This is a genomic window from Oerskovia douganii (assembly GCF_015142735.1).
Taxonomy (GTDB): Bacteria; Actinomycetota; Actinomycetes; order Actinomycetales; family Cellulomonadaceae; genus Oerskovia; species Oerskovia douganii.
Map to the genome: position 1 here is coordinate 24,031 of NZ_JACSPN010000035.1, position 7,949 is coordinate 31,979.

Annotated in this window: 9 protein-coding genes; 4 read left to right on the forward strand and 5 right to left on the reverse strand. The window is 68.9% G+C overall.

Annotated elements, in window-relative coordinates; translation table 11 throughout:
* Nucleotides 1-18: 18 nt before the first annotated feature.
* The 3 genes from H9623_RS17965 to H9623_RS17975 are packed head-to-tail and all read right to left on the reverse strand — an operon-like array spanning nucleotide 19 to nucleotide 2,977.
* Nucleotides 19-1,614, reverse strand: coding sequence for a hypothetical protein (locus H9623_RS17965; protein WP_193721382.1), 1,596 nt, complete (start codon nucleotides 1,612-1,614; stop codon nucleotides 19-21).
* Nucleotides 1,611-2,012 (reverse strand): WhiB family transcriptional regulator, encoded by a 402-nt coding sequence (locus H9623_RS17970; RefSeq protein WP_193721383.1) that lies wholly within the window; start codon nucleotides 2,010-2,012, stop codon nucleotides 1,611-1,613. Before H9623_RS17970 ends, H9623_RS17965 begins: the two co-directional genes overlap by 4 nt.
* A gap of 11 nt (nucleotides 2,013-2,023) precedes the next feature.
* A complete protein-coding gene (locus H9623_RS17975) occupies nucleotides 2,024-2,977 on the reverse strand; it encodes a replication protein RepA (RefSeq protein WP_193721384.1) in 954 nt (317 codons plus the stop codon).
* A gap of 462 nt (nucleotides 2,978-3,439) precedes the next feature.
* Here H9623_RS17975 and H9623_RS17980 point away from each other — a divergent pair, with 462 nt between their 5' ends.
* Nucleotides 3,440-3,601: a hypothetical protein gene (locus H9623_RS17980; protein ID WP_193721385.1), complete on the forward strand. Its 162-nt coding sequence runs from the start codon at nucleotides 3,440-3,442 to the stop codon at nucleotides 3,599-3,601.
* Nucleotides 3,602-4,363: 762 nt separating this feature from the next.
* On the forward strand, nucleotides 4,364-5,095 hold the full coding sequence (locus tag H9623_RS17985; protein WP_193721386.1) for a hypothetical protein: 732 nt from the start codon (nucleotides 4,364-4,366) through the stop codon (nucleotides 5,093-5,095).
* A 103-nt stretch (nucleotides 5,096-5,198) separates the two neighbouring features.
* Here H9623_RS17985 and H9623_RS17990 read toward each other — a convergent pair whose 3' ends face one another.
* Together H9623_RS17990 and H9623_RS17995 are read right to left on the reverse strand one after the other, a co-directional pair.
* Nucleotides 5,199-5,891: a GNAT family N-acetyltransferase gene (locus tag H9623_RS17990; protein ID WP_193721387.1), complete on the reverse strand. Its 693-nt coding sequence runs from the start codon at nucleotides 5,889-5,891 to the stop codon at nucleotides 5,199-5,201.
* 149 nt (nucleotides 5,892-6,040) lie between these two features.
* Entirely contained in the window at nucleotides 6,041-6,787 is a 747-nt protein-coding gene (locus tag H9623_RS17995; RefSeq protein WP_193721388.1) for a GNAT family N-acetyltransferase, read from the reverse strand.
* Nucleotides 6,788-7,197: 410 nt separating this feature from the next.
* Here H9623_RS17995 and H9623_RS18000 point away from each other — a divergent pair, with 410 nt between their 5' ends.
* A complete protein-coding gene (locus tag H9623_RS18000) occupies nucleotides 7,198-7,596 on the forward strand; it encodes a DUF6573 family protein (RefSeq protein ID WP_227748875.1) in 399 nt (132 codons plus the stop codon).
* A gap of 64 nt (nucleotides 7,597-7,660) precedes the next feature.
* A partial coding sequence (locus tag H9623_RS18005) for a hypothetical protein (protein WP_227748876.1) occupies nucleotides 7,661-7,949 on the forward strand: 289 nt, incomplete at its 3' end.

Sequence of the window (7,949 nt, forward strand, 5' to 3'; positions counted from 1 at the left end):
TGAGCCCTTCGTCCGGCCTCATACGTCGGCCTCCCAGCCCGGCACGCCCACGGCCTCAGCCTTGGCGCGCAGCACGTTGCGTTCATCGGCCCGGCGCGGGGTGGGGACGTTCCGCAGAACGCCCTTGAGGCGCAGCCGCCCAACCTTGCCGTCGTCCCCGCCGCCCTGAGCGGTGGGCAGTGCCCAGCTCGGGACCACGGTCGAGTAGATCGCGTCACCGTTGATCCCCAGGACGGTGCTGGGGTCCATCGACAGGACCCCGCCCGAGACGCCCGCGAGGCCGGTCGGCCCGCGCAGCACGCGGGCACGTGCCCGGCCCCAGACCTGAGCGGCGAGCTCGGGCCGGTAGTAGGGCAGGGTCCGCTCGGTGTGCGGACGTCCGGGCTGTTCGTAGGTCCAGGCGTCCCCGAACCTCTTGATGGTGTGCACGTAGTCAGCGGGGACGTCGCGGGCCGACCAGACGGTGACCGTGCGGCCCTTGATGCGCGAGGCGAAGTTGCCGATGGTCTGAATGAGCATCGAGCGCAGCGCGGCGGCAGCCGCGCGGCGGACCTCGGGCTCGGCGTCGGGCGCGGCGTTGACGCGCTCGCGAGCTCGGACCATCCGGTCAGCGAACGTGTCGAGCACACGAGCCTTGGTGAACTCGACGGCCTCCAGCGGGTGCACGATCCACCCGGCGTCGCGGGCAATCTTGATTTCGGCGCCGTCGGCCCAGGTCTCCCAGGTCGTGCCGGGCTGGTTCGGGTAGTGCCAGCCTGCCGAGATCTCTTCGTGCTTGACCCCGAACAGGCCCACGTGGTGCCAGTCGCCGGGGACCGTCACGCGGACCTTGAACCGCGCTCGAGCGTAGGGGTCGAGCTCGAGCAGGTCGGCGGCGTGCGAGCCGGTCAGGCGCCTAGCCGGCCCGGTCCCGAGCTCGCGGCAGACACCCGCGTACATGAAGCGTCCATCGACATAGGAGAACGTCTCCAGGGTCGGGGTCGCCTCGGCGTCGACGAGCGGCAGGCAGGCCCCGCAGTCGCACCGGTCGGGGCCGGTGGTCAGGTGCTCGATGCGGTGCTGGCCCGACGTCAGGTGGAGCTCTTCGGCGATGTCGCCGGGGAGCGTCGGGGGGTCGATGCTCTTGGGCAGCGACAGCGCCCAGGCGTTCGCGCCGGTCCCTGCCGGGGTGAGGAACATGACGGCGCCGGGCACGGCCTCGGCCAGCGCGGTGCCCGTCAGGCTCCAGGCGTCGCGGGCCTGGGTCGGGGTGAGCTCGTCGAGCCCGAACCACTCTTCGGCGGTGCGAACCTCGAGCTCCTGCCCCGAGACGTCGTGCGTGAAACGGCCCGTGACGGGCTTGTTGAGCCAGTGCCCGCCCGGGGTCCATCCCGGGGTGCGGACAATGAGCCAGTGAGCTTTTCCGGGGGCGACCTCAGGGACCTTGCCCGTGAGCATGATCCGCTCAGCGCCGAGCGCCTGGGCCGTGTCGAGCAGGTCGGTCAGGTTCGGGTTCTTGCGGCGCTCTCCGATCTTGGGGCGCACGGTCGAGCCGTTGTCGGTGATGCCCCGACCGGTCTTGAAGTCCAGCCACACCGTGCGCTTCTGGCGCGGGGTCCAGACGGTCGGCCTCATGCTGCGATGTCCTCTCGGGTCAGGTCTGCCAGGGTCACGCGGGGGTTCTTGGCGCGGGGTCGGACCCACGCGCCGCCTGCGATGCCCTCGAACGCGGGTTCGCCGTCCAGCCACGACCGGCACTCGGCCAGCACGGGGCACTGAGCGCACCGCTCGAGCGCAGCGCGTGCCTGGGTCTCGGTGCTCGGGCTGGTGGTCTCGGGCGCCGATGCGCAGGCCGCGAACAGCGGCCAGTGCTCGGGGTCGATGATGGGCGCGCCGACGATGCGGAGCAGGTCCGCCGTCGTCACCTCGCCCCGGTCGGTGTCGTGGGCCGGCTGAGGACCGTGCGTGAGCTCGTCGCGCAGCTCGGCCACGAGCTCCACGCGCCCCTCGGGCGTCAGAATGCGTTCGTCCATCGTCGCGGCGCTCACTTGTCGAGCTCACGTGCCGCGCGACGCGCGACGTGGGGAGCGGACGGGAGGAGCTTGAGCCCCTTGTCCTCGATGACCACGCGGGCGGCCGGATAGAGGGTGGTGACCTCGGCCAAGTGGCCGACGAACGCCTCCTTGAACTTCCGGGTGCGGCTGTACTGCCCGCCGAACTGGAGCTCGAGAAGTTCCCACGGGATGAGGGTCTGGCCCTTGAGGTAGCTCATCCGGTACGTCAACCAGGTGTAGATGTCGAGACGCATAGGCGAGCCCTGGAGCGCCTTCATCGCGCGCAGGTCGACGGGGACCGGGGCCGTGACGATGGACTCGAAGAACGGCTCACTGAGCGTGATCGTGTTGTTCCAGAGCGCACCCTGTCCTGGGTCGTTGCCGTCGCGGTCGGGAAGCCAGAGCTCGAACGATGAGGCCACGTTGAAGTTCTCGCCCTGGACCCACTGCCCAGCGTCGTAGCGGTCAAAGCGCTGGTGCTGCATCGTCGATCCGACGAGGCGGTGCACCTGTTCCTTGAGACGACGCCCGTCCGCTCCGCTCCTGCCCATCCCGACCTTCGCCAAGAACTCGTTCAGGCTTCCGCCCATGTCGAGCCGGGGGCTCTGGGTGCGGACTGCCTCGGTGGCCATCCATGTCATGAGGTATCGCGGGATGACGCCGAACGGGTAGCCGTCGCGGGTCGAGCCGTCCGGGTTGATGAGGGCCGCTGGACGGACGATCAGAACCTCGTTCCCGTTGCGCCGTTCCCAGCGGGAGACGTCGCCCGGGTCGCGGTAGGGCAAGGCGAGCTGTGCCCAGATGCGGGCCTGGAAGCCAACCGTTCCCGCCGAGAGGGCATCCTCGCGCTCGATGGCCAGGGCGTCGTCCAGAAGACGCTTCTGCTTGGGCGTGATGACGAGTTCAACCTTCGCCCCGTCGCTCTTCGTCTGGCGCTCACTCATGACCGATCACCGCCTGGCGGCTATCGTTGACCCTGAGAGTCTGGGACATCACACACCTTCTCTCTCGCGGGGCACCCATGGATTCCAAGCCGGTGGGTGCCCCTTTTTCATGCTGTCGAGATGACACGCTAGGCCCGATCAGAACCGGAGTCAACAGCCTGTTTACTTCTGCGTGTCGCGGACGCCACTCGCGTGACCCGCCGAACCGCACTGCGGAACTACGCCAACGTCCGGCCTGAGCCCTTGGTCGTCTAGCCGCCTTGGATCGGGCCGCATCGCCGCGCCACAGGGTCCCCGTCAGCCACGCGGGAGCCTTGCTAGACGGTAGGCAGGAAGCGATGCACACTGACCGTCAATACCCCTTGACGCCCACCTGAGGATCAAATGCCACTCCCCCGGACTCCAGCCACCCACACCGACGAGAGCGACGTTCGCGAGCACGCGCGCCGCGTCTCTCAGGAGATGGCCGAAGCCGAGGCGCACATGGACGCCCTCAGGGACGAGCGCGCCGCCATCATCCGCGAGCTGCGAAGCGCCGGAGCGACATGGCTCAACGTGGCCGACGTCCTCGGCGTGACCAAGCAGCGCGCGCACAAGCTCGGTCGGGATCACGACATCCCCTAGCGTTTTGCTAGCAGACTGCTAGCCTAGCGCGCAGCGTGCGTATCGGCGGGTTCAGGGTGTGGATGACGCAGGTTGTCCACGTGCATTTAGGGGCGCACGCGAATGGCCCATGCGCGCACCACTGCCTGGGTACGTGCATTTAGGGGCGCTCTGAGCGTCTGCGCAGGTCAGGCCACGTGCATTTAGGGGCGCCGGGTGACGCGGGTCACGCCCAAACCGGGCCTAACTGGACGTACGTCCAACTGCTGTCCACGTGCATCTTGGGGCGGGGGGGTACGTGCATTTAGGGGCGCACCTCCCTGCATCGTTGCAGGTCAGCACGCGTTTTTGGGCCTCCCCCTGTAGTTCTATTCCCCTGTAGAAAGATCTCCAGTAGTTGTCTGGTCCGGTCCTGTGGATCGGTGGACAGAGCTCCGAGCGCGAGCGCTCGACGAAACGACATGCGAACCCTGGTCAAGCCCTCCAGGGCTGTCCCCACCTCCTAGCACCGTGCTAGCTCTGCCTGAGGTACTTGGCTCGTCCCCCACCCGTCAGGGTTCTCGAGGATGGATCGTCGCTGAGTCTCGGCATGAGCTCAGAGACGAAGAGCGGCCCGGACGATACGGGGTGGCTCGGGCTCGTGTACGGCTCTCTGAGGGCCGTAGAGTCCGCGAGCGCCGGTCTGGGCGTCCAACCCTCCTGGAGGGCGCCTGTGGCCGGGCGGGGGTGGATTCACCCTCTTGAGGCGGTTCGGGTGGCTGTGGTGGTCAGTACCGTTCGTGCATGAAGGTGAATCGGTTGTTGCAGCGGGTGAGTCCTGATGTTCCGGATGTGCTGTTGCATATGACGGGGCGGGACCTCCGTGCCCCCCGGCCGAGTGCGGACATCAACGCCTTGTCGTCGACCAGTCGCCTCGCGAGCATCTTGTTCCGGCGAACGATCCTGGCTGAGGTGACGCACGGAAGCTCCTGGCCTGTGGCGTGCCTGACGCAGACGACACGGCGTGCGCTGGCGAGTCTGGTCCCTGGCCGCTACGACGGCTTAGGGATCGGGTTCCACCTCCAGTCGGTCTTCGATGATGGGGGTGGGCCCGCACTGTACGTGCGTGGGGACGAGTTCGACGCGATGCGGAACGTCGACAAGCTCTCGGAGGCGTTCCGTTCTCGGATGGTCCGCTACTGGCCGGGGGCGGTGGGCGAGACGCTCTCTGACCAGATTCTGATGCCGCACGCGATCGCGCGTCCGAGCCAGTGGTTGCAGGAGCGAGAGTGGAGAATCCCTCGCCCTGATGGTCTCGATCAGCGGTGGGGGTGGACCTTCCGACCCGAGGATGTGGCTTTCTTGCTGGTGCCTTCCCAGGAGCACTTCAACGAGATGAGGACCGCGTGGACGGGCTGGCAGACGGTGGAGCCTGCACCTATCGATTTGGGGTGGGTCGAGTCAGTTCCGGTTGCGCATCTGTCGGGCAATACCTGGGTGTTTCCGGAGGGCCGCGACGTCGCTGCTTGGACGTGAGCTTGAAGGCGCTGGGGGTCTCTGTTTGACTCCCCTGGGTACGCTAGCCGCACTGCGTCGACGTAGGAGTAAGCGGGTGCGGCTGGCTTGCCCTGGTTCGTCTTCACCTCGATGGTGTGGGGCTCGTGGGCTGGGCTCGAACGGTCCAGGGGCTCGGGCCGAGAGTGTGCGCGAAGTAGCGTGCGCCGGGGGTGGGTGTGATGCTCCACTGCCTGCCTGCGACCCCGAGTAGGAGCGCCTCTCCGGGCGTGAAGACCTCGAAGCCTTGCGACTCGTAGAAGCGTTCCAGCTCGACGTCTTGTGCGTCGCACTGACCGTGCATGAGCCGGAACCCGCCCGTCGTGAACAGCCCCCGGGTTCGTCTCAGAAGTGCGGCGCCGATGCCCTGGCCCTGGTGTGAGGGCAGCACAGCGAGTGTGTGGAGCTGGGTCGCGGCGAGCATGAGTCCGACACCGTGTTTCGCCGTCGCGGGGTCCTCGGAGTAGGCGAGCTCTGCGAGGTCTGGGGGCGGGCCGAAGTCGGCCATCGCGACGACGCTCCCGTCCTCGGCCTGGGCCACCAGGAGACCGTGCAAGCCCCACACGAGGCTTTCCAGGTAGGGCGCCTGGGTAGCGCGAGCTCGGAGCCCCTGGGCACCTGTTCGTGGGATGTCGACGAGGAACGCCGAGAAGACCGGATCGTTCATGAACTCGGGTATCGGCACCCCGGTCCCCGCGACCTCGCACAGCTCGGTGATGCGGGCGAAGCTGTCGGTGGGCCGGTAGAACCGGATGGTGGTCTGGGCCGGGCCGCTCACCCCGCGAACGAGCCTAGGCAGGTTGGTCTCAGGCACAGCGACTCACTTTCGGCGAAGAGCTGACGGGAACTCGGAGCGTAGTTCGGCCCGCGTGGCCCGGGCCGTGAACCAGGCCCGGCCCACGCGGCCCACGGCCCGGGCCGTGGGGCCTAGCCGCCGAGAATGTACCTGGCGTCCTTGGCCCGCAGCGGCAACGTGTAGCTGGGGCGCAGCGACCGGGCGAAGGTGCGTTCTCCCTCGGGCGGATAGATGGCGTAGGGGTCCCCGATGAGAAGTCCCATGCGTAGGGCGTCGTTGGGCCCGAAGACCTCGAAGCCGCGCGCGGTGTAGAAGCGCTCGAGGTCGGCGTCATCGGCCTTGCAGTCGCCATAGAAGATCGTGAACCCCCCGGCTGTGTAGAGCTCTCGAGCTTGCTTGACCAGGGATGCGCCGATCCCCCGGCCCTGGGCCTCGGTGGCCACGGCTAGGGCGTTGAGCCGGGCGATGCGCGGTATGAGGGTGGCCGCGAGGCGTTGCTCGTCGTGGCTGCCGGTGACGGTCAGGGTCAGAAGCTCGCTCGGCGGGCTCAGGAGCGCCAGCCCGACGAGCCCCCCGTCCGCGTCCTCAGCGACGAGAGCACCTGATGCGCCCAGGTGGGCCTGCAGAACCCCCAGGCCCGGGGTGTCGAGGAACCTGCGGAAGCCGACCGGCCCGGTGCTGTGGAAGTTCTGGAGCGCGGCGCCGGTGGTGAAGAGGTCTCGAAGTGCGCCCGGCTCCGGCACCTCACCGTCGATGAGCTCGTGCAGCTCGCTGAGCCGGGCCTGGTCGTCGGTGGGCCGCATGAACCGGATGGTGACCTGGGCCGACCCGCGCACACGCACGCCCCGGGCCAGGTCAGGGGACTTCTTGGGGGGCATCGTCGCTCTCTCTCGACCAGGGGCCGGCTACGGGCCGGCTAGTGGCTGGCTAGGTACTCGGAGGCTAGTCCGGCCCGCCCCGGCCCAGACCTCGTGGCCCGGGTGAACCACGGCTCAGCCCAGCCCGGGCCACCTGAGCCGGGCCAGGCCGCGAGCGCCGTCGAGTCCGGCCCAGGACGGCAGGACGGCCCGGTTCAGGGCGTCGATGGGCAAGGCCCTCACGGTTCGCCGTGGGGGCCTTTCGTGCGTCCTGGCCCGGTGCACCGTGGGCCGAAGCGTGCCGTTGGGAGAACCGGCCCGGCGCTCGCGGCCCGGGCCGTGGGCCGGGGTTGTGCGGCCCGGTTCCCGTGTGTACTCTGAACTTGCTAGCACACGCTAGCAACTTGCTAGCAGTACCGAAGGGGAACGACATGGACGACATGATGACCGAGATTTTCGGCCCGGTGATCCACGGCTACAGCCGCGAGAAGGCCCTGCGGGACGGCGAACTCGTCGACGTCGGGGACGACCTCGCCCGCGAGGTGACCCGCCAGTTCCCGCTCGCGCTCACCCGGGCCGCGCACGAGGAAGCCGTGGCCTGGAACCACGGCCCGGACCAGGACGAGACCGGACGGCTCCGGGACGTCCTGCACATGGCCCGGCGCTCGATGCTCACCAACCCGGGCCGCGAGCGCGCCGACTTCCGCGTCCTGCGGGTGCCGAACCGGCCCGGCGCGACGCGCCCGCTGGCCCTGACGCTCTCGGTCGTGATCGGCCCCGGCGACGACGGGAACCCCGTCATCACGGTGATGCTCCCCGACGAGGACTGACCACCAACCACCCCGGGTGCCCCCGCGCGAGCGGGGCACCCACCCACCGGTAAGGAGAACGACCATGAGCGACAACTACCAGGACTTGCCCATCGAGAACCTGACCTACCTGGACGGGTGGCTCAACCTCGCCTACGAGCGCCGCCGCCGCCAGGGCCTGCCCGGGCTCGACGCATCCGTGCGGCCCAACCCGAACGGCCCGGGCGTCGTGGTCCGGGTCTACTCCCCCGCCGACGTCGACGAAACCCGCGCCCTGATCGCAGCGGCCCAGGACACCCGCCAGCGGGCCATCGAGAACCGCGCGGCCCGGGCCGTGGAAGGCGAGCCTGCCCCCACCCCGCGCTGGGCCGGAC

Bases quoted from the DNA above. Each gene is read 5' to 3' on its own strand.
- H9623_RS17970 (WP_193721383.1), bottom strand. From the start codon at position 2,012: ATGGACGAACGCATTCTGACGCCCGAGGGGCGCGTGGAGCTCGTGGCC.
- H9623_RS18000 (WP_227748875.1), top strand. From the start codon at position 7,198: ATGGACGACATGATGACCGAGATTTTCGGCCCGGTGATCCACGGCTAC.
- H9623_RS17965 (WP_193721382.1), bottom strand. From the start codon at position 1,614: ATGAGGCCGACCGTCTGGACCCCGCGCCAGAAGCGCACGGTGTGGCTG.
- H9623_RS17980 (WP_193721385.1), top strand. From the start codon at position 3,440: ATGGCCGAAGCCGAGGCGCACATGGACGCCCTCAGGGACGAGCGCGCC.
- H9623_RS17985 (WP_193721386.1), top strand. From the start codon at position 4,364: ATGAAGGTGAATCGGTTGTTGCAGCGGGTGAGTCCTGATGTTCCGGAT.
- H9623_RS17975 (WP_193721384.1), bottom strand. From the start codon at position 2,977: ATGAGTGAGCGCCAGACGAAGAGCGACGGGGCGAAGGTTGAACTCGTC.
- H9623_RS17995 (WP_193721388.1), bottom strand. From the start codon at position 6,787: ATGCCCCCCAAGAAGTCCCCTGACCTGGCCCGGGGCGTGCGTGTGCGC.